The sequence below is a fragment of the Kiritimatiellia bacterium genome (assembly GCA_018001225.1).
In the GTDB taxonomy this organism is placed as follows: domain Bacteria; phylum Verrucomicrobiota; class Kiritimatiellia; order CAIQIC01; family JAGNIJ01; genus JAGNIJ01.
In genome coordinates, this window is the sequence record JAGNIJ010000005.1 from 95,411 (window position 1) to 121,229 (window position 25,819).

Genomic DNA, 25,819 nt, shown 5'->3' on the forward strand with positions numbered 1-25,819 from the left:
GCTTACCAGTTCGTCCTTGTCACCGTCGGCCGGAAATGCCGCATCGGGTCGGCGAAGGCGTTCGTGTAGTACATGAAACCGGCGCGGCCCTCCAGGTTGGACCCGCCGGGCACGCAGGCCCACTGGCCGGTGACGAGGTTCACCACCGTCTCGACCGCGTACACCCGGTCCGTGATGCCCGGCCAGCGCACGACCGGACGCCCGCCCGCCCCGGAGACGAACCCCCGGAAGTAGAGCGACCCGTCGGTGGGCGAGGTGCCGGTGATCATCCCTTCCTCCCAGTCGTCCTGGTCGTCGCCGTCGGTGTCGGTCAGGAAATCGGACGTGCCGAACCAGCTGCGCTCGATGCCGACGACGAGCCCGTCGCCGTCCGTGTCCACGTTGGTCCAGACGCTCTCGTACGCGCCGATATCGACGTACAGGTTCTTAAGCCGCGCCGTGGCGTCGAGGTCCACCGCGTTGGTCATCCAGTCCTGGTTCAGCCCCTGCTCGACGCAGGGCGAGTTCGAGGCGAGGCGGTAGTCCCACGCCGCCCAGCCCTCGAAGCGCGGGTTGTTGGTGAAGTTCACGAGGCCCGCCGGCGCGGGCTCCGCGCAGCAGTAGCTGAACGCACTCTGCTCGGGGTTGACCAGGTTTTCGGAATGATTGGAGTAGATGATGCTATTGAGCACCGTGCCGCCGCTGTTGCAGAGGATGCCGCCGCCCCGGCCTACCGCCGCCTGGTTTGCCACGATGGTGCAGCTCTCGACCAACCCGCCGAGGCGCAGGAACACGCCGCCGCCGCTGCCGAAGCCCCACTGCGGGTCGGCGGTGTTGTGGTAGAAGAGGCAGTTGCGCATCAGGCCGCCCTGGTACGTCCGGACGCCGCCGCCCATGCTCCAGGCGAAGTTGGTTTGCAGCACGCAGTTGACCAGCGAGCCGTCCCGGTAGAAGTAGGCGCCGCCGCCTTCCGTGGCCTCGTTGGAGGAGATCAGGCTGCCGACGCAGAGACCCCCCTCGTAGAACGCCACGCCGCCGCCTTCCATGTTGGAGAGATTGCGCTGGACCCGGCAGTTCGAGACCACGCCGTCCATCATCATCAGCGCGCCGCCGCCCCGCGTCTGCGCCTCGTTGGCCAGCAGCAGGGAATCGGCCACTACGCCGCCATTGAAGAGCACCGCCCCGGCGCCCTCCTCGGCGCGGTTGTGGCGGATGACGCAGCCGGTGACCGTGCCCCCGCCGTACAGCAGCACGCCCCCGGCGTACTGTGGCGACTGGTTGCTGAAGATGTGGCAGTTGATCACCTGGCCGGCGCCGTTGAGCACCACGCCGCCGCCCTCGCCGCCGGGGCTGGCCGCCGCGTTACCCCGCGTGATGCCCAGCCCCTCCAGGACCGCCAGCGAATGCTCCAGCCGGAAGACCCGGTGCTGGTTGGTGCCGTCCACGATAGTGACCTCCGGTCCATTGACGCCGATCAAATGCAGCGGCTTGCTGACGATCAACTCCGTGCCCTCCCGGTACACCCCGTTGGTGATCAGGATCGTGTCGCCGGCCGAGGCGACGGCCACGGCCGCCGAGATGGAGTGCGCCGCATCCGCCCAGTTCAGGAAGGGCGGGTTGTGCAGGCCGTTCGTGTCCACGTAGCGGATCGTGCCGTCGGCCACGGTGACCGTGACCGTGGCGGCGGCGTAATCCGTGTTGTTGTACGCGGAGAGCACCACCGGGTAGCGGCCCGTCGCGGCCCACGCGTAGGAAACGGTCAGGGCATTGTATTCGACGGCCGTGCCGAAGCCGCCGGTCTCGATGGCCCACATGGTGCCCGCGGGCTTGCCGTCCACGACGGCCCAGAACTCCAGCGGGAAGCCCGGGCTGGTGCCGTAGGAGCTGCCGGCGATGGCGACGGCCAGGGTCCCCGTCAGGCCCGGCGGATAGAACTCATCACAGCCGATCTCCACGCGGCCGCCGAGGATGCGCGTCTCGCCGTCCCAGTCCGTCGCCAGGGCCGCCGCGAAGGCATTGGAGCCGGCGTTGAGGCACGGCGCGTTGGTCAGGAGGTGCGGGTTGTTGATCCCGGCCAGGCCCGGGGCGTTGGTCAGGTGTCCCGGCCCCGGGGGGAGGGGATCGGTGCAGACGTTGGCGTAGGTGATGTCGGGTCCGACGTTGAACCAGTTGGGCCCCATGGCGCCGTCGTTATAGTAGGAGATCGTATTCAGGACGGCGCCGCCGCCTTCGCAATAGACGCCGCCGCCCTGGGCGAAGGCGCGGTTCCCGACCAGCGTCGAATTCAGGATCTCGCCGCCGTAGTAGCAGAGCGCGCCGCCGCCGAACATCGCGCTGTTGCCCGTGAAATGACTGTTCTGCACCGAGCCGCCGTAGTAGCAGAGCGCCCCGCCGCCGTACTGGTCGGCCTGGCAGTCGAGGAACCGGCAATAGCGTACCGTGCCGCCGCCGATCAGCACCACCGCCCCGCCGCCGCCGAACATATCCGCCTTGGCGAAGCCGTTGCTGAACGTGAAACCTTCGATCACGACATTGGTGTCGAACAGGATGTAGCAGCGGTACGTGCCCTGGCCGTCCATCGTGGTCTGTTCCCAGCCGTTGACGCTGCGGATTGTCAGGGGCTTATCCACCAGGATGGCGGGCTGCTCGCGGTACACGCCGTTCGACACGAGCACCACGCCGCCGTAGGCCGCCGCGCTCACGGCCTCCGCGATGGAGGTGGAGGCGTTCTCCCACGAGGCGAAGGGCGGGACGTGCAGGCCGCCGGGCGCGACATAGTTGGTCTGCGCCTCCGTCACGTGCACGCTGGAGAAGCCGTCGCCGTACCAAATCCCGTTGAACGCCGACAGGATCACGGTGTAGTCGCCGGGCGTATTCCAGCTATGCGCGATGGAGGGGGTATTGGTGAAATGCACCCAACCGCCCGGCACGTCCGGATCCGGCACACCCCACACCATCCAGCCCACCTGGCCCTCGACGTCGGACTGGAACGTGACGGGGGTCTGGACGGTTACGGTGATCTCGGCCGGATCAATCGCGCCATGGATCTCGCTGAAGAAATTGGTGGGGTCCACCTCGTCGCAGCCGATGTCCGGCGCCGGGCCGGCGATCCGGGCCTCGTTGTCGATATCCACGCCGCCGGCCCAGGCCGCGTCGCCCGCGTTGACGCACGGCGAGTTGGTCAGCAGGTGCGGGTTGTTCCGGCCGGCCAGCAACGGCGGATCGAGGAGATGCCCCGCTCCGCCGGGGTCGGGGGTGGTGCAGCAATGGTCGTACGCCGGCGCCGCGCCCCCGTCGTTGAACCAGTTGTTCCCGAAGGCCGCGAGGTTGTCGTAGAGGATCGTGTTGCGGATGAGGCCGCCGGCGTCGGTCCAGAGTCCGCCGCCCCGGTTGTAGCAGGTGTTGCCGACCACGGTGCAGTGCCGCACCTCGGTGGGTTCGCCCCAACTGAAGAGCGCAAGGCCGCCGCCGGCGTTGGTGGCGGTGTTGCCGGCCAGGAAGCTGTTCAGGATCCGCCCGCCGAAGATGGCGTTGAAGCCGCCGCCCTCGTACGCCGTGTTCCCGATGAACACCGAGTTGCTGACCGTGCCGCCGTTGGCCGTTCGGACCCCGCCTCCCGCCTGGGCGCTGTTGTTCCGGAACAGGCACCGGTTCACGTTGCCGCCGCCGTTGAGGTTGACGCCGCCGCCCTCCCAGTTGACGCGGTTGTCGGTGAAGGTGCTGTCCACGATGGCGCCGTAGCCGTTGACGTACACGCCGCCGCCGATATTGGCCGCGTTGCCGTTGACCTGGCAGTTGGTAACCCCCACGCTCATGCGGTCCATATACACGCCGCCGCCGGATCCGAACGCGGCCCGGTTGGAAGCTATCGTGCACTCGACCGCCTGGCCGCCCCGGCTCAAGAAGAGGCCGGCGCCGTTATTCCAGTCCGTTGAATTGCGTTCCACGATCGAACGGCGCAGGGTGCCCCCGCTGTCCGCGTACACGCCGCCGCCGCTGCCCTGGGATCGGTTGGTGACGATCCGGCTGTCCTCCACGATGCTGCCGTAATACAGCATCACGCCGCCCCCGTTTTCGGTGGACACGTTGTTGCTGATCGTGCAGCCCTGGGCCAGCGCGCTGTATTGAAGGTAGAGCCCGGCGCCGCCGCGGGCTTCGTTCCGGGCCAAAAGGCAATTGCTGAACACGCCGCTGTAGTAGCTCGCCGCGCCGCCGCCGCGGTACCCCGCCTTGTTGTTGGTGAAGACGCAGTCCAGGAAGGTGCCCGCCATGTTGACGTATGCCCCGCCGCCCCCGCCGGACGTGGTGGTCGTGGTACGGTTGCTGTAGAACTCGCATCCTTGCACGAATCCGCCCACGGAGCAATAGACCCCGCCGCCCGCCGTGGCGGCGCGGTTGTACTCGAACCGGGAATTCAGCACCGTGCCTCCGCCGTTCAAATACACCCCGCCGCCGGCGGCGTCGGCCGCGCACTTCAGGAGGCGGCAGTTGGTGACGGTCATGCCGGGCCCGCAAAGGATGCCGCCCCCGTTGTCCGCCGCGTACCCGTTGGTCACGGTGAACCCCGCCACGACGATGCCCGGCGCGGTCAGGGTGAACACGCGCACGGCGCCCTGGCCGTCCACGGTCACGCTCTCGGGTCCGTTGACCGCCTCCAGGCGCAGCGGCTTGGCGACCGCCACCCCGGCGGCCAGCGGGTAATGACCGTTGGTCACGAGCACCGCCCCGCCGGCGGGCGCGGCGTCCACCGCCGTCTGAATCCCGTTGGCGGCCGTGGCCCAGTTGGTGTAGGGCGCGACGGGGCTGGGATTGGCGAGGTCCACGTAGTTGGTCGTGCCCTCGACCATCGTGACGGTGACGGTCGTCGTGGCGGTCTCGCTGTCGTTGAAGGCCGTCAGGACCACCGGGAAGGCGCCGAGGTTCGGCCACGCGTAGAGAATGGACAGGACGTTGGTGAACCCGTTCGTGGCCCCGGCGTCGCCGACCTGCCAGGTAATCGAATTGGCCTTGCCCTGCACGTCGGCCGTGAAGGGCAGGGGCGTGTTCACCACCGCCGTGGTATAGGTCGCCAGGATGGCCACGGACAGCGTGCCGGTCATGCCGCCGGCCCAGTATTCGTCGCAACCGATATCCGCCGCGACGCCGTTCGTGCGCGGCTCGCCGTCCACGTCGCAGGTGATGCCCGCGGTGAGCGCGTTGGAGGCGGCGTCGATGCAGGGCGAGCCGGCCATCAGGTGGGGGTTGCGGATCCCGGCGAAGAGCGGTGCGTTGGTCAGGATGTTGAACGCGCCCGAGGAGGGCGCGGGGGTCATGCAACAGGTGTCGTAGCGGTAGCCGGCCCACTCGTTGTAGAAATTCTCCCCGAGCGGCGCGGTGTTGTAGTAAAGGATCGAGTTGAGGATCAGTCCGGCCGAACTCGCATACACCCCGCCGCCGCGCACGCCGGCGATGTTGCCCTGGACCGTGGCATGCGTCGTTGTGCTGTGGCTGTAGCCGGAGATGTACATCCCGCCCCCGGAGTGCCAGGCCGTGTTGCCGGCGACGTGCGGATTGAGGATGCTCCCGCCGTAGTACACGTAGAGGCCGCCGCCGTAGGCGGAGGCGTTCTCCAGGAAGCGGCCGTTCCGCAGCGTCCCCCGGTAATTGCAGTACGCGCCGCCGCCTCCGTTGCTGGCCAGGTTGGAAAGGAACCACCCGTCGTTGGCCGTTCCGCCCCAGTTGAAATACGCGCCGCCGCCATACCCCACGCAGTAGTTCCCCTCGAAGCGGCACCCCTCGGCGACACCGCCCCGGTTGAAATACACCCCGCCGCCGTCGCTGCCCCACGCGAGGCCCCGGTTGCTGACCACCACGCAATTGTACAGGTATCCGCTGCCGTTCATGTACACCCCGGCCCCGTCGTTGCTGCTGACGTTGCCGATGATCCAGCAGTTGCTGATCACACCGCCCTGAAGCATCAGCACGCCGCCGCCGGCTTCGGCGCCCGCGTATCCGTTCTGGATGCCCAGGCCGTGCAGCGCGACGTTCGGATCGGTCAGCCGGAACACGCGGTGCGCGCCGAGGCCGCTGATCAAGGTGGCCGCCGGCCCGAACTCGCCGATGAGGGTCGCCGGCTTGTCGAGCACGATCTCATGCTCTTCCGGATAGTTGCCGTAATAAATCAATGTCACGCCGCCCGGCGGCAGGGCCTGCACGGCCTGGTACACGCTCGTGGCGGCGGTCTCCCAGGTGGCGTACGGCCAGGCCGGCCCGGGGCTCAATTCCGACGCGTAATTGGTGAAACTGGAAAGCACCTGGACGCTCACCGTGGCCGCGGCGTAGGCCTCATCGTTGAACGCGCTCAACACCACTTCGTACGCGCCCGGCGCGGACCAGCTTTGGGTCTCGGCGTAGGCGTTGGTCGAGGCCCGGGTTCCCGCGTCGGTCTGGATCCGCCATTCCGTGCGGCTGACCTGCCCGGTGGTGTCCGCGTAGAAGGTCAGCGGAATGTTGACCACGGTCTGGGTGTAAGCCGCGATAAGGGCCGCGGACAGCCCGCCGGACTGCCCGGTCGGGTTGAACTCGTCGCAGCCCATGTCCACCGCCGCGCCTTGAAGGCGGGGTTCCCCGTCGAGGTCCAGGACGATGCCCTGCGCAAAGACGTTCGACCCGGCATTGATGCAGGGCGAACCCGCCAGCAAGCGCCAGTTCTTAACTCCGGCCAACCAGGGGTCGTTGGTGATATTCCCGCCGCCGGTGACCGGCAACGGGGTCAGGCAGTTGGCCCAGAAGAAGTTGCCGCTGCCGTTCGTGGCCCAGTTGGGCTGGTTCAAGGCCTGGTTGTGGTAAATGATGTTGTTGTAGTTGGAGACGTAGTAGTTGCAGAACACCCCGCCGCCGACCAGGGCCTGATTGTCGAAGATCGAGCAGTTCACGATCGAGCCGCCGAAGATGCCGCGCACGCCGCCGCCCCCGCCGCCGGGCGCCGAGTTGCCGAAGATGGCCGAGTTGGTCACGCCGCCGCCGAAGAAGCAATGGACCCCCCCGCCGCCGTCGTATTCGGCGTCCGTCCCGCCGGCCCGGTTGCTGTAGATCACGCACTGGTTCACCCCGCCGCCATAGCTCAAGTCCACGGCGCCCCCATCGCCGGCCTGGCTCCAGTTGCCGTACAGGGTGCTGTGCGTCACCAGGCCGGTGGCGCTGACCTCCACGCCGCCGCCGTTCCAGTACGATGAATTCCCGTGAAGCGTGCAGTGGCTCACCAGGCCGGCGTTGTAGATGAACACCCCGCCGCCGGAATTGTTCGTGGCATGGTTGTCGCACAGGACCGAGTTGAGGACTTGTCCGCCGTTGAAGCACATCACGCCGCCGGCGCGCTGCGAGGCCCGGTTGCCGGTGATCACGCAGTTGCTGATCGTGCCGCTGTCCCGGATGAAGGCGCCGCCGCCGCTCATGTCGTACCAGCTCGCTCCGGAGGCCAGGCTGTGGCCGTTGGTCAGCGTGAAGCCGGACAGGGCGGCGCCCTGCGACAGGTAGGCGCAGCGCACGCCGCTGCCGCCGATGGGTCCGCCCCCCGCGATGAACGTCTGCGCCGGCCCGTTCACGCTCTCCACCCGCACCCCGTTGGTGATCACCGCGCGGCAGAAAATGCTGTAGCCCGGCATCCACGCGCCGCCCGTGTCGTAGACGCCGTTGGTCACCACGACCAGGTCGTTGGACGCGCCCGCGTCAATCGCTTCCTGGATCGTGTGCGCGGCCGTGGCCCAGTCGGCGAACGGCGGCGCGGGGGAGGGGCTGTCGGTCCACACGTACAGGGTCGCGGCGGGTGCCATCGCCGCGACGCAAACGGACAGGGTGAACCCCAGGCAGAATCCACGGCGGAAACTGTTCATCGCGGCTCCTTGGTATGGGCAATTCCTCGGCCCGTATTCGACCAGAAGCCTTTTCCCGTGTCAACCGAACGACTTGGTTTTGTCACCGGTCCGGAAAGAACTCTCCCAGCGTCGGGCGGCCGCCGCGGCCGGGCGGGGCGGCGGGGCGGTGCGCGCGGCGCTGGTCGCCCTCGGCGAGGAAATCGCCGCAGCCGACGGTTTGCGCGCCGCGGCCGGAGACGGTCTGGCGCTCGAGCCGGTCGGAACTGACGACGAGGATGGATTCCGGGTCGGGAGCGTTGTGGACCAGCCGCTCGATCACGGTGTCGGCCGTGCGGCCGACGGGGGAGAACAGAACCTCGACGTGCGGGGATTCGTAGCCCTCGCCCCCGCCGGATTCCTTGCCGTCGAACACGATGGTCACGCGATTGTACCGGCCGACGGCGAGGTCCTCGACGTGGCGGACCAGTTTCTGGCGGGCGGCCTGGAGCCCGCCCGGCCGCCGCGCCCCCGCCGGGTCGAAGCGGTGCAGCAGGCTATACCCGTCAACGATCAGCCACGTGGCATGCATAATATGGAAGGAACTACGAAATACGCGAAATGCGCGAAAGGAGTAGTCCCGGCCCCTGCTTTTTCGCGATGTTCGCGTGTTTCGTAGTTACGCCCCCTCCGCGGTGAAAGGCCTTTTTAGGCGGGGCGGGCCGGGCCGGTGGATTCGCGGGCGATCAGCTGGACGGGCAGGATCTCGCGGCACTCGGCGAGCTCGCCGCGGAACAGCGCGAGCAGCCGCTCGCACGCCACTTTGCCCATCTGGTAGAGGTTGTGCCGCACGGTGGTCAGCCCGGGGTTGGTGTAGGTGGACTCGGGGATGTCGTCCACGCCCGCGACGGAGAGGTCCTCCGGGATGCGCAGGCGCCGGGTGCGCAGGTGGCGCATGACGCCGATGGCTAGGCGGTCGTTGCCGCACATGATGGCCGTGGTGTGGGGGTGCTGGGTGAGCAGCTCGTTGGCCGCGTCGAAGCCGCCCTCCTGGCTCCATTCCTTGCCGCGCATGCTGTCGAGCCAGACCGCGTTCTCCTCTTTCAGCCCGCGGCTCTTGCAGTGGCGCAGGAAGGCGTCGCGGAAGGTGAGGCCCGTGTGTGTGTTCGTGCCGCTGATGAGCCCGAGGCGGGTGTGGCCGAGGTTGATGAGGTGGTCGGCGGCCTGCCGGGCGGTGTCCTCGTAGTCCGCCGCGATGAAGTTCAGGTCGCGGCCGGGGAAAAAGTGGTTCACCAGGAGGAACGGCAGGGCCCCGCCCTCGAAGTCCGCCAGGTACGTGTCGTGGACGGACGACGAGATGAACAGCATGCCGTCCGCGCGGCGGGACTTCAGGACCTTCAGGTACTCCTTGCTCTCGACGAACTTCGGGTTCGCCAGGTCGAGGATGACCTTGTAGCCGGCCTCGGAGGCGCGGTCGTAGATGCCGCTGACGATCTCGCCGAAGTACACGTCGGCGAAGACGTGGCTCAAGGCCGGCACCGCCACGCAGATGGTGCGGCTCGTGCGGGAGGCCAGGTTGCGGGCCGAGGCGTTCGGCTGGTAGCCGTGCTTCTCGACGCTGGCCAGGACGGTCTCCCGCGTCTTGGCGCTGATCCGGGGATTGTTGTTCAGCACCAGGGAAACGGTGCTCAACGACACCCCGCATTCCTTCGCAATATCTTTGATCGTGGTTCGGGGCATGGGGCCATCCTTAGTGCTCCCCGCTTGTGGGGAGCCGATAAAACGATTAAATTAACCAAGTCATAGCGTTTAACGCAATACTAATTGGGACGGGGTTCCGGGACCGGAAATACCGCATGAGCCGCTGGAAAAAGGACAATGTCGAGCTGATCTGCAGCGTCGCGGAGCTGGGCGCGCTGTTCGAGCGCAGCCGCCGCCTTGAGGATTTCCTGGCCACCATTGTCAGCACGGTGGCCTACCACATGCGCGCCGCGGTCTGCTCGATCTACCTCTACGACGAGGACCGGGGCGACCTGGTGCTGGCGGCGAACCAGGGCTTGCGGCCGGGCAGCGTAGGGCGCGTCCGGCTCGCGCTGGGGGAGGGGATCACGGGGCTGGCGGTGAAGGAGTACCGGCCGATCTGCGAGGGCCGGGGTTCCCGGAATCCGAATTTCAAGGCTGTCCCGGACATCGACGAGGAAAAATTCGAGGCCTTCCTGGCCGTCCCGATCCTGCGCGGCCTGACCCGCGTCGGGGCGCTGGTGGTGCAGGATCCGCAGCCGGACTATTTCGACGACAACGACGCGCGCGCGTTGAGGGCGATTGCCGCGCAGCTCGCCACCGCGATCGAAAACGCCAAGCTCCTGCTCGAGGCCCGTGGCGCCGCCGCGCCGGTGCCCGTTCCGCGGCCGGAAACCGGGATGCTGTTCCTGAAAGGCCAGCCCGCGGCGGTCGGCATCGCGCGGGGCCGGCTCCTGTTCCTCGATCAGCCCGTTCCGCCGCCGGCGGAGGACGCGCCCGCGCGGACGCTCGACGATTTCCGTCGCGCGCTGCGCCAGACCGAGTCCCAGTTGGAGCACCTGCAGCAGCAGATGGAGCAACGGCTCGAGGACGTGGCCTCTTTGATTTTCAGCGCGCACCTGCTGATCCTCAAGGACGATGCCTTCTCCGGCGAAATGGACCGGGCCATCGCGGGCGGGATGGCGCCCGCCGCGGCCGTGCAGGCGGTGCTGGACCGGTACGTCGCGCTGTTCGAGAAGAGCCGGAACCCCCAGCTCCGCGAGAAGGTGCAGGATATCCGCGACCTGGGCCATCGCCTGCTGCAGAATCTCCTCGGCGCGGACGAGGCGGAGGCCGATTACGCGGGTTGCATCCTGGTGGCCGACGAACTGCTGCCCTCGGGCATGCTCAAACTCGTGGCGCAGAAAGTCGCGGGCCTCGTGTTGCGGAAGGGCGGGGTCACGGCGCACGTCGCGGTGCTGGCCCGCTCGCTGGGGGTGCCGCTGGTCCTGCTCGGCGCCGAACGGCTCGGGCGCGTGCCGGGCGGCACGGAGGCGCTGCTGGACGCCCACCAGGGCACGCTCTTCGTGCGGCCGAACACGGAGGTGCTGCGGCAGTACGAAGCGCTGCGCGTGACGGCGGCCGCGGGGGCGCCGCCCGACCTGACCCTGGAAACGGCGGCCGCCTCGGGCGAACGGTTCCGGGTCATGGCCAACATGAACCTCTTGAGCGACCTGTTGCTCGTCCGCGAGATGAAGGCCGAGGGGGTGGGGTTGTATCGCACGGAGTTCCCGTTCATCGTGCGCCACGATTTCCCGTCGGAGGAGGAGCAGCACCGTATTTACTCCCGGGTGCTTGACGAACTGGCCGGGCAGGAGGTCGTGTTCCGCACGCTGGACATCGGCGGCGACAAGATGCTGTCCTATTATCCGACCCCGGGCGAGGCGAATCCGTTCCTGGGGCTGCGGGCCATCCGTTTCTCGCTGCGCAACCAGGCCGTGTTCAGCCAGCAGATCCGGGCCTTGCTCCGCGCCGGCGCGGGGCGGGGGCTTTCGATCCTGTTCCCACTGATCGCCTCGCTGGACGAGTGGCTGGCGGTTCGCGAGATCGTGCGGGCGTGCGCGGCGGACCTGGCGCGCGAGGGAACGGAGCACGAGCCGGCGCCCCGGCTCGGGATCATGATCGAGGTGCCCGCCGCCGTGGAAATCGCGGAGGAGCTGTCGGCGCACGCGGATTTCCTGTCCATCGGCACGAACGACCTGATCCAGTACCTGCTCGCCGTGGACCGCACCAACGAGAGTATCGCCGATCTCTACCAGGGCCATCATCCGGCGGTGCTCCGGGCGTTGCACCGCGTCGCGCAGGCGGCCGCGCGGCAGGGCAAGTCCGTGTCCGTATGCGGCGACATGGCGGCGGACGGGCGTATGATTCCGTTCCTGGCCGGCATCGGCATCCGCACCTTGAGCGTGAACCCGCGCAGCCGGCCGGCCGTGCAACGCGTAGTGAAGAATCTGGACCTCCGGCGGGCGGAGGAACTGTCCCGGCGCATGCTTCGGGCGGGCAGCCTGCGCGAGGTCGAGGCGCTGCTGGCCTCTCCCGCCTGATTCTCACACTTCGAAAAGTGTGAGAACAGGATGAGCGCAGACAGTGCGATTCTAATATATTTTCAAACAAGCAGATATGATTTTTTTCAAATGAACAGCTGCAAATGACTATATGAAGTTTAGTCTCACACTTCGAAAAGTGTGAGAATAAAAAAAGGCGGGCCGGCCGGCGGCGTTTGTTGAGGAAACAGCTTGCCAAAAACGGCAGGCCGGGGTAGCAGACACGGGCATTTATTTCAGAGAGGCGGGCATGCAGAACCTGATCACATTGAAGGAGTGGACGCCGGCGCAGATCCTGGACGTCATCGCGCTGGCCCGGGAAATCAAGAAGAACCCGTCGCGGTTCGCAAAGACGCTGGAGGGGAAGACCCTTCTCATGATCTTCGAGAAGCCCAGCCTGCGGACGCGGGTTTCGTTCGAGACCGGCATGACCCAGCTCGGCGGCCACGCGATCTTCTACGACACCAGCACCTCGCCCCTCGGCGCGGGCAAGGAGAGCGTCTACGACACGGTCAAGACCGTCAGCCGGTACGTGGACCTGATCATGGCGCGGCTGTTCGAGCACGCCAAGATCGAGGAAATGGCCCGGCAGGCCACGGTGCCCGTCATCAACGCCCTGACTAATTTCGCGCACCCCTGCCAGATCCTGGGCGACCTGATGACGATCCAGGAGAAGAAGAAAACGCTCAAGGGGCTGACCCTCGCCTACCTGGGCGACGGGAACAACAACGTGACGCACTCGCTGCTCTACGGCTGCGCCAAGATGGGGCTCCACATCCGGGTCGGCTGCCCGGCGGGCAAGGAGTACAGCCCGGACGCGGGCGTGGTGAAGGACGCCGTCCAGATCGCCCGGAAATCGAAGAGCACCGTCAAGATCACGCACGAACCGGGCGAAGCGATACGCGACGCCGACGTGGTGTACACGGATTCCTGGATGAGCTACCACGTCCCTCCCCACCAGCTCGACGAGCGGGTGAAGAAGTTCACGCCGTTCCAGGTCAACGCCGCCCTGATGAAGCGGGCCCGCAAGGACGCCATCTTCATGAACTGCCTGCCGGCGCTTCGCGGATACGAGCAGACGGCCGAGGTCATCGACGGGCCGCAGTCGGTGGTGTTCGACGAGGCCGAGAACCGGCTGCACATCCAGAAAGCGGTCATGATCAAACTGATGGAGCAGCGCAAGCGCGGTGCCGGGGAAAAGGACTGATCCCCGCATGGCCTCCCCCCGCGTCCTCGTGGTCAAATTGAGCTCGCTGGGGGACCTGTTCCACGCCCTGCCGGCGGTCCGCGCGATCCGCGAGGGGCTGGACGCCCGCGTAGACTGGGTGACCCAAACCGAGTACGCGGAGTTGGTCCGCTGCTTCACGGACGTCGAACGGGTGATCCCTTTCCCGCGCCGGGAATTCCCGCGCGGCGGGCTGACCTTTCTCCGGGCCCTGCGCGAGCGCTCCTACGACATGGTCCTGGATTTCCAGGGCCTGCTGAAAAGCGCGATGGTCGCGTGGCTGGCCCGCTCTCCGCGGCGCATCGGGCCGGCGTGCGGCCGTGAAGGTTCGGCGCGCCTCTACACCGAGCGCGCCGGGCCGCCCGACCGGTCGCGCCACGCGGTGGAGCAGGGGCTGGACCTCGCCCGGCATCTCGGCCTGCCGGTCTCCACTCCGGTTTTCCCGGTTCGGTTCCCGCCGGTCGATTTTCCCCTGCCCGGCCCGCGCGTGGCGCTGGTGCCGTGCTCGCGCTGGCCGACCAAAAACTGGCCGCCGGACCTGTTCTACGATGTGGCGCGCGGCCTGCAGGAGCAGGGGGCGTCGGTCTTCCTCTTCGGCTCGCCGGAGGACCAGGCCACCTGCGCGGCGATCGAGCGGGGGTTGTCCGGAAACATCGCCGACCTGTGCGGCCGCACGTCGCTGGTCGAACTGGGCGGCTGGATGGCCGGCATGGACCTGGTGATCTCCGTGGATTCCGGGCCGATGCACATCGCCGCCGCCCTGGGCCGGCCGGTGCTCGCCGTGTTCGGGCCGACCGATCCCGCCCGAACCGGCCCCTACGGGCCGATGCACCGGGTCCTGCTCGCGGACGACTGCCCCTGCCGCCCGTGCTACAAGCGGGCCTGCGAACGCGAGGACCTCGCCTGCCTGCGGCATATCTCCCCGGACCTCGTGCTGCGGAGCGCGCTGGAGATGTTGCATGCGCGCGGAGACGCGAGACCGGAAAGCGTGCAGCAGATCCCGCCTGGACTCTGACGCCGCCCTGATCCTTCAGCCGCCCCCGCCGCCGGCGCACGGGCCGGGTTCCCCCGAACGCGCCGCGTCATTCGTTCCCGGCATGGAAGGGGAGTTCGCCCTCCCCGCGCGCCGGGAGGGGCCCTTCGCCCGCTTTTTTCCTGTAGACCCGCACGTAATCCACCAGCATTTCGGCGGGGAAACGGGTATTCCTGTCCGGGTTCCCCGCAAAGTGCCCTCCCACAGCCAGATTGATGATGATGTAGAACGGCCGGTCGAACGGGGCGGGCCATGGATTGAGGTCCGCCTCGCGGCTGGGCCTCACGCCCTTGCTTCCGTCGGTCTGGCTGCTGCTCCACCAGAACGCCTGTGTTGCGCAGGTGTGCCCGTCCACGCTCCAGCGGATCACGCCGGGCTCCCATTCGATGGCGTAGACATGGAATTCCCCGATGGTTTGTTCGTCCGGCAGCTTGTACTCCCAGCTCGCCTGTGTGTGGGCGGGCCATCGAGCCCCGAAATGGACGGCACCGAGCACCGTGCGCGGCTCCTGTCCCCGCGCCTCCATGATGTCGATCTCTCCGGAGGCGGCCCACGTGCCGTAGGTGTCGTCCTGCGGCATCATCCAGAGGGCCGGCCAGAGGCCCTGGCCGGTCGGCAGCAGGGCGCGGAATTCAAACCGGCCGTACGTCTGATTGAACAGCGCCGTGCCGTCGTTCCGGCGGGTCTTCACGCGGGCGGACGTGTAGCCGCAGCCGTGCAGCGACTCCTTCTGCGCGCGGAGGTGCAGCCGCCCGCCCTCCACGAACGCGTTGGAGGGCTCGCGGGTGTAGTACTGGAGTTCGGCGTTTCCCCAGCCGCTGATCCACTGGTTGGCGTCGTAGGAGTAATACCCGTTGCCGATGTCGTGGTCCCACCGGGCCCCGTCAAGGGCCCGCCCGTCGAACTCGTCGTGCCAGACCAGCACCCAGGGAGACGGATCCTCGATCTCGCCGCCGCGACTCGGCGCCGCCACCAGGGCCAGCCCCAGGAAGGCCAGGATGCCCAGCGTCAGGATTCGGTCCATGCCATACTCCTTCTCCCGGATGCTTTTTCCTTTGACACCTTCCAAGTGCGCCGGTATGGTGTGCCCGACAAAAGCAAAAGGAAAGAGAAGAAAGTAACAACCAGAACAGGTCTGGAATAAGGTTATGGCAAGCGCAATCAAGGCGGAAATCAAGCAAGAGTACCAGCTGCACGACAAGGACACCGGGTCCGCGGAAGTGCAGGTGGCGCTGCTCTCCAAGCGGATCAAGGATCTGACCGGGCACCTTCAGAGCCATTCGAAGGATCACAGCTCGCGCCGGGGCCTGATCGTCATGGTGAGCAAGCGGCGGCGCTTGCTGGATTACCTCATGCGAACGCACGAGGACCGGTACAAGACGCTCGTCGAGCGCCTTGGCTTGCGTCGGTAGCCCCTTCCGTAATGGAATTCCCGAGTCGAACCCGGCCCGGGGTCTTTTCAGGCCCGGCCCGGGGCCTCCGCCCGCCCTTCCAGCCCTGTAGAAAGACAAGGAGAACATGAACATCAAGCAACAGAAACACGTGGACGTCGCCGTCGGCGGGAAGACCATCCGGTTCGAATCGGGCGTACTGGCCCAGCAGGCCGCGGGCGCCGCGACGTGCCGCCTCGGCGATACCGTCGTCTTTTCGGCCGTCACGACCGGCAAGAGCAAGCGCGAGGGGATCGATTTCTTCCCGCTGCAGGTCGAGTTCCGCGAGAAGACCTACGCGGCCGGCCGCTTCCCCGGCGGCTACTTCAAGCGCGAGGCCCGGCCGTCCGAGAAGGAAATCCTGACGGCCCGCATGACCGACCGGCCGATCCGCCCGCTTTTCCCCGAGGGGTTCTTCGACGAGGTCCAGGTCAACAACGCCATGCTCTGCGCCGACGGCGAGAACGAGTCGGACATCCCCTGCATCAATGCCGCCAGCGCGGCCCTGACGCTCTCCGAGCTGCCCTTCCGGGGGCCGGTCGGCGCCGTGCGCGTCGGCCGCATCGACGGCCAGTTCGTGTTGAACCCGACGCACAGCGAAATCGAGAAGAGCGACCTGAACCTGATCTATGTCGCCTCGCGCGACCTGCCGCTGATGATCGAGGGTACCGCCCAGGAGATCAGCGACGCGGACATCGTCGCCGCCATGAAGTTCGGCCACGAGGCCGTCGTCAAGCTGGTGGACGCCCAGCTCGAGCTGCGCCGGCTGTTCGGCCTGCCCGAGAAGAAGATCCAGGACAAGCCCGTGCCGGAGGATATCCTGCAGAAGGCCCGCGAACTGGCGGCCGCGGACATCGCGCAGGCGCTGGACATCGACGACAAGCAGACCCGGGGCGCCCGCCTCGCGGAGATCGGCGACGCCCTCAAGGCCAAGCTGCTCGAAGGAAAGCCGGACCTGGACGACGTGACCTGGAAGCGCACCTTCGACTCCCTGGAGATCGAATGCGTCCGGTCGCTGGTCCTCGACAAGGGCCGCCGCATCGGCGGCCGCGCGTTCGACCAGCTGCGCCCGCTGCATGCCGAGGTCGGCCTGCTGCCCCGCACGCACGGCTCGGCCCTGTTCAGCCGCGGCGAGACCCAGGCCCTGGCGACGATCACGCTGGGCACGGGGTCCGACGCCCAGGAGATGGACGCGCTGACCGGCGGCCCGGACGAGAAGCGCTTCATGCTGCACTACAATTTCCCGCCCTACAGCGTGGGCGAGGTCGGCCGCCTCGGCGGCGTCGGCCGCCGCGAGATCGGCCACGGCGCCCTCGCCGAGCGGTCCATCGCCCCCATGATGCCCAAGGATTACCCGTACACGGTCCGCGTGGTCTCCGAGATCATGGGCTCCAACGGCTCCTCCTCCATGGCCAGCATCTGCGCCGGCACCCTGGCGCTGATGGACGCGGGCGTGCCGCTGACCAAGCCGGTCGCCGGCATCTCGATCGGCCTGTTCACGGCCCCGGGCAAGGCCCAGCTGGTCACCGATATCCTGGGCGCCGAGGACCATTGCGGCGACATGGACTTCAAGGTCGCCGGCACGCGGGACGGCATCACGGGCTTCCAGGTGGACCTGAAGATCCCCGGCCTGACGTGGGAACTGGTCGCGGGCGCCTTCGCCCAGGCCAGGGCCGCGCGGTCGAAGATCCTGGACATCATGCAGGGCGCGATCGAGAAGCCGCGGCCGGACCTGTCCCCGTACGCGCCGCGGATCACCGTGCTCAAGATCAACCCCGAGAAGATCGGCGCCCTGATCGGTCCCGGCGGCAAGAACATCCGCCGCATCACCGACACCACGGGCGTGCAGATCGACATCGAGGACGACGGCAGCGTCCATATTTTCAGCGCCGACAAGGACGCGATGGACGCGGCCGTGCGCGAGGTCTCGATGGTCACGGCGGAAGCCGAGCCGGGCAAGCTCTACCAGGGCACGGTCACGGGCGTGAAGGAATTCGGCGCGTTCGTCGAGATCCTGCCCGGCCAGGAGGGCCTGGTGCACATCAGCGAACTGGCCAACTTCCGCGTCAAGCGCACCGAGGACGTCGTCAAGGTCGGCGACCTGGTCTGGGTGAAGTGCTTGAGCGTCGACGAGAGCGGCAAGATCCGCTTGAGCCGCAAGGCCGCCCTCGAGGAGAAGGACGCCAAGTCCTGATCCGGAAACGGTTGAACCACGGAGGGCACGGAGAACACGGAGAGAGCAGCCTATCCAGCCGCTGATCGTCTCCGTTCATCCTCCGTGCCTCTGTGTCCTCTGTGGTTGTTCCCCTGTTCTCGAGGCTCGAATCATGAAAGTCACCGCGTTACTCAAGCGGCGCGCCGCCGAGGTGCTGAAGCGCCTGCTCGCGGAATATCCCGACGCGGACTGCGAGCTGGACTTCTCGAATCCCCTGGAACTCGTGATGGCCGCGATCCTGTCTGCCCAGTGCACGGACAAGCGGGTCAACCTGGTCACCCCGACGCTGTTCCGGAAGTACCGGTCGGCGGCCGACTGGGCCCGGACGCCGCAGGCGACCCTGGAGAAGGAGATCCGCTCCACGGGGTTCTACCGCAACAAGGCGAAGAACATCCGTGCGCTGGGCGCCGCGCTGGCGAAGCAGTTCGGCGGCAAGTTGCCCGAAGACCTGGACACGCTCATCACGCTGCCCGGGATCGGGCGGAAGACCGCCAACCTGCTGCTGGTCTCCGCGTTCGGCAGGCCCGGGATTATCGTCGACACGCATTTCAAGCGGCTGTCCGCGCGGCTGGGATTCACCGACCACGAGGATCCCGACAAGATCGAGTTCGACCTCAAGGCCATCGTGCCGGAGAAGGACTGGGGGGCCTGGTCGCACGCGATGGTCTTCCATGGGCGGCGCTGCTGTTATGCCCGGAAGCCGGAGTGCCCGCGGTGCCCGGTCCGGGACCTGTGCCCGTCAGCCGGGAAGGTGTGATGGCGGTGACTCCGGTTTCGGTCCGAGCCGACCGGCTGGAGGCCGGTTTTCCTTGCGTTTTGCGGGGGGGCGGGTTATGCAGGCTGGCGGATGCGCTGCGGATGGCGCGAAGAGGATTTCCGAAATGAACAAGATGATAGCGATGGCCTTCGCGGCGGTGTTGTGCGGCATTCTCCCGGCGCGGGCCCAGGAGGACACCAAGCCCGTCGAAGCCGCCGAACTGATCCGCAGCCCGCAGAAATATTGGGCCCGGAGCTTCGTCTTCGCCGACACCTTGAGGACGCATCCGGCCGGCGGCCTGGTCAAGCTCGACGACCGGCGCTACGTATCTTTTTCCACGGTCACGGCCGGCAAGTGTTACGTGGCGGCGGAACTGGTGAACGCGCTGAACGACCTGCCGCTGGACCGCCGGTACCAGTTCCTCGGCACGGTGATCCAGTACGGGCGGCGTTTCTACATCATTGTCCGCGGCGTGTCCGCCTCGCTGGAGGCGGGCGAGCTGACGCTCGACTGGTCGCAGATCGCCGGCTCGCCGGCCGAGTACATGAAGAACCAGGCCCTGCGGCCGGTCTTCGACATCCTGACCCTTGCCGAGAGCGCGCACGTAGCCTACGCGGAGGAGAAGGGCGTGGCGCTGGCCGAGTTGTATGATCCCCGCTCGCCGCACTATGGGCAGGCGCTCGGCCTGATGCGAAGCACGATCATGGCGCAGGAGCAGAAGATCAAGTTGACGGCCTCGGAAATGCTGGCCGAGTACCTGTTCCAGATGCTGGTGGCCCGTCACCCGGCATCGGCGAAGCCGGCGGAGGCGGCCGTAGCCCCGGCGGCGGAGCCGTCCGCGCCGGAGTCTCCGGCCGTGGAAGCGCCCGCGCCGGCCCCGGCCGAGCCGTCCGCGACCGTCGAGCCGCCCGTGGAGGAAAAGCCCAGGCGCCTGACCCGGGCGGAGCGCCGCGAGTTGGCCCGCCAGAAGAAAGCCGCGGCGGCCGCGGAGAAGGCGGAGCAGAAGCGCCGGGCCGCCGAGCCTCCCGCGAGCGAGGAAGCTGCCGGGCTCGGGGCTCCCGTCGAGGCGACGCGGCTGGAGATCCCCGACCCTCCCGCGGAAGCGCCCGCGGCCAATCCCGAACCGGAATCGCCCGCGCCCTGAAGCAGGGATTTGCGCGCGTCAATCGCCGTGCTAGACTGAAGCCGTGTCGACCGAATCGCGCCAGCTTAGCTCAGTGGCAGAGCTACTGATTTGTAATCAGTGGGTCCCCGGTTCGAATCCGGGAGCTGGCTCCAGCCTGCTGTACGCATCCACCGGTACGATCCCCGCTTGGACGGCCCTGACGAATGTGACGGACCTCGATGACAGCAGCCTGTTCCTGCAGGCCGTCTTTGCAAACCCGTAGCCCCCGGCGGCCGGATCGTTCAGGGACGAAACGTCCTGTCCGCGCAGGGCGGGAAACCCGCGGCGTGCGCTCGCCCGTAGCGCCGTCTCGCCTCGAGGCGAGCGCCTGAACGCCCTCGGCTCGAGGGCGAGCCGGGGCTGCGGCCCTCGGAATCATCAAGCCGGCATTGAAGTTTCAGTACACGGGCAGGATCGACACCACCCGGTCCGCCAAGTGTTCCGGCGTCGGGGCCTCCCGTTCCTCCGTCGGGGAATGCTCCCGCATCGTCGTTGGAATATAGAGGCGGAACGTCGTGCCGTGGCCTTCGCGCGAGGCCACCTCGAGCCGCCCGCCCACTTCGTGCAGCAGGCGCACCGTGACCGACAGGCCGAGGCCGTGTCCCGGTCCGCTCCGGCCGGGATCCTTCCCTCGCCCCGGCAGGAAGATGTCCCGCAGCCGCTCCGCCGCGATTCCGCAACCGGTGTCGGCGACCTGCAGGACCAGGTAGCCGTTGTCCGCGCGCAGGTCCACCTCGATGCCGCCGGCGGTCGTGTGCCGGCAGGCGTTGGTCAGGAGATTGTCCGTGATGCGGTCCAGGACCAGGGCGTCCCCCGTGATATGGTCGGGCGCGCCGGGCGCCACGGTGACGCGCACCCGGAGGGGCGCGCCGAGCGTCAGGGCGCGCAGCAGCGCCTCGATGCGCCGGGCCAGCCGGAGGACCGGGATGGGTTCGAGCGTGATGCGCGTCATGCTCGCATCCTCCCGCATGCGGTTGATGAGCTGTTCGAGCATCCGGTCCATCCGGTCCACCGCGCCGGCGAGCACTTGGACCCGGTCTTCGTCGGTCCAATCCAGGCGGCCTTCGGCGGCGAGCCGGGCCATCAGGCGCAGGGCCGTCAGCGGGCTGCGCATGTCATGGCCCAGGCCGCGCATGTCGCTGGCCAGGACGGATTGCATCTGGTTCAGATGGGCGATCATGTTCTGCAGCGAATCCGTGCGGTCCTGGAGTTGCCGCTCCAGTTCGCGGGTCCACCGGGCCTGGTTCTCCCGCAAGGCGGAAATCTCGCGCCGCGCCGCCGACTCCTGATCCGCGAGTTTCTGGATCGCTTCCTGGCTTTCCCGGGCGAACAGGAGTTGGGCCTGGTAAACGCGCCGCCGATCCAGGTGCAGGCCCAGCAACAGGCCCCCGAGCGCGCCGGCCAGCGCCGCCGGGCAGGCGGCCGGCCACCACTGATGCGCGAGCCAGAGGGCCAGGAACCCGGCGAGGGCGCCCGCCACGGGGAGCGTCCATGAATGACCGGCGACGTAGTGCCCGATGTATTCGCAGTACGGATCGCCCCGGGCGATGCAGGCGGCCTCCTCCAAGCGGGCTGGCGGCAGGCCCCAGAAGGTCGGCATGGTCTGGAAGTTGGCCTGTCTCATCAGGCACAGGGTCCGCGATTCCTTCTGGTTCCGGGTGTTGTAATACCGATAACGATGAAACCCGGGGCCCTCCTCCATGATCTCGTACTTGGAGACCCGCGATACCAGATGCATGTTCAAGGCGGCTTGTCGGGTGACACGGCCGGGCGACAGGGCCCAGAGGACAAACCGGTAGGCGCCGTAGGACTCGTTCAGCTTGTACCCGATCGCGGCCCGGAACGCGGCCTCGTTGCGGTCGAGCCTCTCGAATACCGCTTCGCAGAACCGGCCCGTGGTTTCCGTGGAAATCCACAGGCGGCCCTCTTCAATGTCCCTGACCCGCAGGCCGCCGTCCCGGGCCAGGGTCTCGAGGGCGTCGGGACCCCAGTGGTCGCGAACGTATTTCGCCAGGGACTGGAGGCAGCCCAGGATCCACTCCTCGGCCTCCGGGACGGGAACGGGCGCTGGCGTTTGATCGTGCATGAGGTACGCGTAGCGAGGTTAGCTCGCGCGGTCTGCGGTCACCGCCTTCGCCGCTTTGGCCAACATGTTCCTGAACATGTCCGGGTCGAAGGGTTTGATCAGGATGTCGAACCGGTCCCCGGGATCGAACTCGAATCCGGCCTCCGTCAGGCCGCCCGCCGTCATCAGGACGATATAGACCCGGGGATGTCCGGCACGAATCTCGCGGGCCAGTTCGTGTCCCTTCCCGTCCGGCAAGCGGCCGTCCAGCAGGGCGATGTCGTACGGCGTTTGGCGGAATTTTTCGCGGGCCTCCGCGACCGTGCCTGCCGTGTCGGCCATGAAGCCCCTCTCGCCCCCGGGCGTCGACACCCGGAGCGACCCCAGCGCCAGTCTCAAGACGTTGCGCATGCACGGGTCGTCATCCGCGATCAGCATGCGCAAACCGTTTTTTGAATCCATGGGCGTCATGATCAACGCTGGCTCCGCATGATACCCTGCCGGGCGGGGACGGCTGCTCTACCGCGCCCCATGACCGGATGTCCCGACCTTACCACGCGCCGCCGCCGGGCGATGATATTTCTTTACAGTGGAAATACTGGTCGCGTGGGGCTATATGTCGAGCATAAATTGATCCCGTGCCCGGGACGGGACGTTATTCCCGGAGTCCGCGGGAGATGGCATGCGCATGTTGACGGCCCTTCTGTATTTTTTGTCCGGCGCGGCGTTCGTGGTGGGCATCCACCACCTTTTTATTTTTCTGCGAGCCCGCGCCCGGTGGCAGGCGTTGTGCATAGCGCTTCTGTGCTTCCAAGCCTCGGCCTATGAGATCGCCTGCGCCGGTCTGTATTCCGCGTCATCGCCCGCCGCCGGGCTGAAGTGGCAGACCCTCCAGTTGGCCCTGCTCTCGCTGCAAATCCCGGTGCTCCTCGGGCTGATTTACCAGGTGGTCGCAAAAAAATTCGGCGCCTGGGAGTGGGCGTTGACGGCGTGGGGCGTGCTTTCCTCGATCCTGGTTCTGCTGGGAAATACCGGACTGGCGCTCCGGATGGACGCTCCCCTCGTCAAACAGGTTTCCCTCGGGAGCCGCGTCCTCATTACCTATCATGAATTCCAATGGAGCGTGGTCTCGATGGTCTGGGGTACCATCAGTATCGGCCTCATCCTGTACAACCTGTGGCTCCTGTTTCCACATATGCACCGGTCCCGGCAGGCCATGTCCGTCTTCTGGGTGTTGTGCATCTACTTGGGCTCGGTCGTGAACGACAGCCTTGTCGCGTGGGGATGGCTGCCGTTCGTCTACGTGGGGGAATACGGGATTCTCGTGTTTGTGCTTGTCGCGGCCTACGGATTCGCCCGGGACGCGGCCCAATACCCGGCCGCCCGGGAGAACGCGAGCCGGCTGGAGGCCATCATCGCGGCCGCCCCGCTGGGCTTTCATTTGTATCAACGACGGCCGGACGGGCGCGTGGGCTTCCTGAAGGCCAACGCGTACGCCGACAAGATCCTGGGCGATTCCTGCGCTTCGATGGCCGGCCTGGAGAGCACCCGGGCGGCCTCCCTGCTGGCGGAGGCCGAGATCCATGCCCTTTTCGACCCGAGCCCCACCGCGCCGGCGTGCATAGAAAAGGAACGGGTGTTTCGCAAGGCCGGCGAGATTTTCTGTACCCTGGACATTCTCGCCGTGCGCGTGGATGCGCAGCACGCCGTCGCCTTCATCCGCGACATCTCGGATCGCAAAATGCTGGAGCGCGAGATCGTTTCCTACAGCGAAGCCGAATTGCGGAAAATCGGCATCGAGCTGCACGATACCATCGGGCAGCAGATGGGCGGCCTGTCGTTTCTCGCCGCAGGCCTGAAGGAGCGCCTGGCCGTGGAGAAGCACTCGGAGGTCGCGGTCGCGGAGACCCTCTGCGACTCGCTGATGACCGTGATGGCCGATATCCGCCGGATCATGACGGGCTTGAGCCCTGAATTCAGCATGCGTAATTTGACCACGGCCCTCAAGGCGCTGGCCCAGCGCACGACCCAGACCCTAGGCCTGTTGTGCACCGCGCAGTTTTCCGGCGGCGACCCGGAACTGGACGAGCCCACCATGCTCAACCTGTATCGCATTGTCCAGGAATCGATCACCAACGCCGTCAAGCATGCCCGCGCTCAACACGTTCATATTGAAATGCAGAACCATGCCGTCCTGTGCCTGTCCGTGCAGGATGACGGCGTGGGGCTCGATCTCGCCTCGGCGCCGGGCAAAGGGAACGGCTTGAAAATCATGCAGTACAGGGCGAATTTAATAGGCGCCACCCTGGAGATCACCGGGGGAAGCGGAGAGGGGACGCGCGTGGAGTGCCGGCTGTCCCCGGATACGGCAAGAAACCGCGGACCCGGCGGAGAAGGTGGACATGATGGATCCGATAACTAAGGCCGCCGCGCCAAAAAGCAAGACCCGGCTGTTCATCGTGGATGACCATCCGACGCTCCGGCAGGGCGTGGCCTACCTCATCCGGCAACAGCCGGACATGGAATTGATCGGGCAGGCGGAAGACGTCCCCACGGCCCGCATGATGCTCGCGGCCGTCCACCCCGACCTCGTGGTCGTGGACCTCTCGCTCAAGCAGGGCTCCGGCTTCGACCTGATCCGCGAGATCCGCGCTTCCTGGCCCGGCCTTCCCGTCCTGGTGTTTTCCATGCACGACGAGATGTTGTACGCGCAACGGTGCATGACGGCCGGCGCCAACGGCTACCTGATGAAGGAAGAGCCTCCCGAACAAATCGTTCAGGCCATTCGAACCATTATCGCCGGCTCCGTCTACTTGAGCGAGAAGGTCAAGCAGCAGGCGTTGAACGTGGCGTTTTTAAAGGGGGGCGCGACGTTGTCGAACCCCATCGAGAAACTTACGCTGCGCGAGCTGGAGATCTTCCGGCTGATCGGTCAGGCGTGTTCCACCAAGCAGATCGCCAAGCGGTTGGGCGTCAGCGTGAAGACGGTGGAACTCCACCGCATCCACATCAAGGCCAAGCTGCAGGCCCGCAGTTTCATCGAGGTGGTGAGGCTGGCTGTTCAGTGGGTTGAAAGAAATCCGTAGGCCGTCGCGCCCCCGGCACGGACCCTGATGCCCAATCCGGGTGAAGGCGGTTTGATTTCGGGCTCACAGGAATTCGCTCCTCCATGGTTCCTGCCACTGGAGGGCGGAGCTCTGCGCCGCCGTTCGTACCGCCCGCGGCCCCGAGCCGGCGAGTTTTCCCCCGGCCCTTTTGGCGCGTATAAGGGCAAACCTTACGTCTAATTTGGGGGGCCCCCCAATAGCGGCAATCCTCTTGGTTGCATTACGATGTAACCCAAAAGAGCGGTTCTGTTCCGGCAGCCCATGAACAGGTTCGCGAGCAAGCCCGTGCGGCGGCAGCCCCCAGGCAGGACGCAAGGGGAGTCTCCGCTACGCGGGGCACAATTCTATTGAGGCACATATGATGAGCATGCATCGGTCGTTCAGGGGCATCGCGCGCGCATGGCGGCAAGGAATGCTGGGCTTGTTGCTTGCGGGCGCCGCGCGCGCGGATGTGCCGGTCGCGACATGCATGCAGCCGGATAATGCTGCGGTCGGCTACGCGACGTTCACCGCGCTCGTGTACGGCGTGAATTTCGAGGAGGACGTCACGCAGGCGCGCCTCGGCGGGACCGACCTGGAGGTGCAGTATCTGGACGCGACCTCGTTGAGCGTCGTGGTGACGGCCGGGTTTACCGAGGGCCCGCGGAACCTGGAGCTTTCCAACGACGGAACCGATTGGTCCACGAGCGTGGGCGCGCTGATGATCTACTCGTCGGTCACCATGAACGGAGCGTACTACGGTCTCTACAACTACACCAACAGTTACGTGACGGCGAACAACGTCACGGTGTCCTCGTACAACGGGTCGACCAATACCGGCACGCTGGAGGTCCGGGCATGGCGGCTTCGTGTCGCGAGCTCGGTGGACGCCAAGGGACGCGGTTACGGCGGCGGCGGGGGCGGGGGAGGGT

At 66.9% G+C, this 25,819-nt stretch carries 16 protein-coding genes and 1 tRNA gene; 11 read left to right on the forward strand and 6 right to left on the reverse strand.

Annotated features, from left to right (window positions below; genetic code table 11):
- Window positions 1–2: 2 nt before the first annotated feature.
- The 3 genes from KA248_03165 to KA248_03175 all read right to left on the reverse strand — a co-directional run bounded on the left by KA248_03165 (window position 3) and on the right by KA248_03175 (window position 9,548).
- The gene (locus KA248_03165; GenBank protein MBP7828900.1) at window positions 3–7,850 is read right to left on the reverse strand and encodes a hypothetical protein; all 7,848 of its coding nucleotides are present in this window, start codon (window positions 7,848–7,850) and stop codon (window positions 3–5) included.
- Between the two features lie 82 nt (window positions 7,851–7,932).
- Window positions 7,933–8,400 (reverse strand): NYN domain-containing protein, encoded by a 468-nt coding sequence (locus KA248_03170; protein MBP7828901.1) that lies wholly within the window; start codon window positions 8,398–8,400, stop codon window positions 7,933–7,935.
- Between the two features lie 116 nt (window positions 8,401–8,516).
- The gene (locus tag KA248_03175) at window positions 8,517–9,548 is read right to left on the reverse strand and encodes a LacI family DNA-binding transcriptional regulator (protein ID MBP7828902.1); all 1,032 of its coding nucleotides are present in this window, start codon (window positions 9,546–9,548) and stop codon (window positions 8,517–8,519) included.
- Between the two features lie 116 nt (window positions 9,549–9,664).
- On the opposite strand from KA248_03175, the gene ptsP reads away from it, so the two are divergent.
- From ptsP to KA248_03190, 3 genes are all read left to right on the forward strand, one after another.
- Window positions 9,665–11,911: a phosphoenolpyruvate--protein phosphotransferase gene (ptsP, locus tag KA248_03180; GenBank protein MBP7828903.1), complete on the forward strand. Its 2,247-nt coding sequence runs from the start codon at window positions 9,665–9,667 to the stop codon at window positions 11,909–11,911.
- 250 nt (window positions 11,912–12,161) lie between these two features.
- Complete coding sequence (gene argF / locus KA248_03185; protein ID MBP7828904.1) at window positions 12,162–13,118, forward strand: ornithine carbamoyltransferase; 957 nt, start codon at window positions 12,162–12,164, stop codon at window positions 13,116–13,118.
- 7 nt (window positions 13,119–13,125) lie between these two features.
- Window positions 13,126–14,151 (forward strand): glycosyltransferase family 9 protein, encoded by a 1,026-nt coding sequence (locus KA248_03190; GenBank protein MBP7828905.1) that lies wholly within the window; start codon window positions 13,126–13,128, stop codon window positions 14,149–14,151.
- A gap of 67 nt (window positions 14,152–14,218) precedes the next feature.
- Here the strand turns inward: KA248_03190 and KA248_03195 are convergent, their stop codons facing one another.
- Entirely contained in the window at window positions 14,219–15,193 is a 975-nt protein-coding gene (locus KA248_03195) for a glycoside hydrolase family 16 protein (GenBank protein ID MBP7828906.1), read from the reverse strand.
- Window positions 15,194–15,317: 124 nt separating this feature from the next.
- On the opposite strand from KA248_03195, the gene rpsO reads away from it, so the two are divergent.
- From rpsO to KA248_03220, 5 genes are all read left to right on the forward strand, one after another.
- A complete protein-coding gene (gene rpsO, locus KA248_03200) occupies window positions 15,318–15,581 on the forward strand; it encodes a 30S ribosomal protein S15 (GenBank protein MBP7828907.1) in 264 nt (87 codons plus the stop codon).
- Between the two features lie 112 nt (window positions 15,582–15,693).
- Window positions 15,694–17,793 carry a polyribonucleotide nucleotidyltransferase gene (locus KA248_03205; GenBank protein ID MBP7828908.1) on the forward strand — a complete coding sequence of 700 codons (2,100 nt, stop codon included), beginning with the start codon at window positions 15,694–15,696 and terminating at the stop codon, window positions 17,791–17,793.
- Between the two features lie 133 nt (window positions 17,794–17,926).
- Entirely contained in the window at window positions 17,927–18,571 is a 645-nt protein-coding gene (gene nth, locus KA248_03210) for an endonuclease III (GenBank protein MBP7828909.1), read from the forward strand.
- A gap of 124 nt (window positions 18,572–18,695) precedes the next feature.
- Window positions 18,696–19,715, forward strand: coding sequence for a hypothetical protein (locus KA248_03215; protein ID MBP7828910.1), 1,020 nt, complete (start codon window positions 18,696–18,698; stop codon window positions 19,713–19,715).
- A gap of 59 nt (window positions 19,716–19,774) precedes the next feature.
- A tRNA-Thr gene (locus tag KA248_03220) sits at window positions 19,775–19,849 on the forward strand.
- A 284-nt stretch (window positions 19,850–20,133) separates the two neighbouring features.
- Here the strand turns inward: KA248_03220 and KA248_03225 are convergent.
- Window positions 20,134–21,822 (reverse strand): HAMP domain-containing histidine kinase, encoded by a 1,689-nt coding sequence (locus KA248_03225; GenBank protein ID MBP7828911.1) that lies wholly within the window; start codon window positions 21,820–21,822, stop codon window positions 20,134–20,136.
- Between the two features lie 18 nt (window positions 21,823–21,840).
- Window positions 21,841–22,239, reverse strand: a complete 399-nt coding sequence (locus tag KA248_03230) for a response regulator (GenBank protein MBP7828912.1) — start codon at window positions 22,237–22,239, stop codon at window positions 21,841–21,843.
- Window positions 22,240–22,483: 244 nt separating this feature from the next.
- On the opposite strand from KA248_03230, the gene KA248_03235 reads away from it, so the two are divergent.
- The 3 genes from KA248_03235 to KA248_03245 all read left to right on the forward strand — a co-directional run.
- Entirely contained in the window at window positions 22,484–24,223 is a 1,740-nt protein-coding gene (locus KA248_03235) for a hypothetical protein (protein MBP7828913.1), read from the forward strand.
- Window positions 24,204–24,887: a response regulator transcription factor gene (locus KA248_03240; protein ID MBP7828914.1), complete on the forward strand. Its 684-nt coding sequence runs from the start codon at window positions 24,204–24,206 to the stop codon at window positions 24,885–24,887. The genes KA248_03235 and KA248_03240 overlap by 20 nt, the downstream gene beginning before the upstream one ends.
- 379 nt (window positions 24,888–25,266) lie before the next feature.
- On the forward strand, window positions 25,267–25,819 hold a 553-nt coding region (locus tag KA248_03245; GenBank protein MBP7828915.1), incomplete at its 3' end, for a hypothetical protein.